This window comes from Streptomyces eurythermus (assembly GCF_014649115.1).
Classification (GTDB): Bacteria; Actinomycetota; Actinomycetes; order Streptomycetales; family Streptomycetaceae; genus Streptomyces; species Streptomyces eurythermus.
In genome coordinates this window covers 1-1,244 of sequence record NZ_BMSK01000059.1, presented here as the reverse complement: position 1 = coordinate 1,244, position 1,244 = coordinate 1, and the positions used below count along the sequence as shown (strand labels likewise).

The window sequence follows — 1,244 nt, the reverse complement described above, 5'->3', positions numbered from 1 at the left end:
GCATGGGGCGCAGGGTGAGTTCGAAGCCGGGGTCGAGCAGGTTGGTGTTACGGGACATTACTGGCAGGCCTCGCAGGACTCGGGGTTTTCCAGGGAACAGGCGATGGCCTGGGGGTCGGCGGCCTGGACGGGCACCGTGGCCCGCGCCGCCCGGGCGATCCGCGTGGCCGGCCGGGAACGCAGGTAGTACGTGGTCTTCAGCCCGGACTTCCAGGCGTAGGCGTACATGGAGGAGAGCTTGCCGATGGTCGGTGTCTCCAGGAACAGGTTCAGCGACTGCGCCTGGTCGAGGAAGGGGGTGCGGGCGGCGGCCATGTCGATCAGGCCGCGCTGGGGGATCTCCCAGGCCGTGCGGTACAGCGCGCGGATGTCCTCGGGGATCCACTGGAAGTCCTGCACCGATCCGTTGGCCTCGCGCAGCGCCTCGCGGGTGCGGGCGTCCCAGACGCCGAGGTCCTTCAGGTCCTGCACGAGGTAGGAGTTGACCTGGAGGAACTCACCGGACAGGGTCTCGCGCTTGAACAGGTTCGACACCTGCGGCTCGATGCACTCGTACACCCCCGCGATCGACGCGATGGTCGAGGTGGGGGCGATCGCCAGGAGCAGGGCGTTGCGCATGCCGACCGCCGCCACCCGTTCCCGTAGTGCCGCCCAGCGCTCGGGCCAGGTGAACTCGGTGTCGTAATGGTCGGGATGAAGCACTCCCCGGGCGGCGCGGGTCTTCTCCCACGCGGGCAGGGGGCCGTTGCGCTCGGCGAGGTCGGCGGACGTCTCGTACGCGGCGAGCATGATCCGCTCGGAGACGCGTGTGGACAGGTGCTTCGCTTCCGGGGAGTCGAAGGGCAGGCGGAGTTTGAAGAAGACGTCCTGGAGGCCCATCACCCCGAGGCCGACCGGCCGCCACTTGGCGTTCGAGCGGCTCGCCTGTTCGGTGGGGTAGTAGTTGATGTCGACGACGCGGTCGAGGAAGGTGACGGCGGTGCGGACGGTGGTGTCGAGGCGGTCCCAGTCGATGTCGCCGTCCCGGACGAAGGCGCCGAGGTTGACCGAGCCGAGGTTGCAGACGGCCGTCTCGCCGTCGTTGGTGACCTCCAGGATCTCGGTGCAGAGGTTGGAGGAGTGGATGACGTTGCCGGGTTCGGCGGTCTGGTTGGCGGTGCGGTTGGCGGCGTCCTTGAAGGTCATCCAGCCGTTGCCGGTCTGGGCCAGGGTGCGCATCATCCGGCCGTACAGCTCGCGGGCGG

At 68.8% G+C, this 1,244-nt stretch carries 1 protein-coding gene; it reads right to left on the bottom strand.

Features of this window, described 5'->3' with window-relative positions:
• Positions 1–57: 57 nt before the first annotated feature.
• A partial coding sequence (locus tag IE251_RS40455; protein ID WP_189757927.1) for a ribonucleoside-diphosphate reductase subunit alpha occupies positions 58–1,244 on the bottom strand: 1,187 nt, incomplete at its 5' end.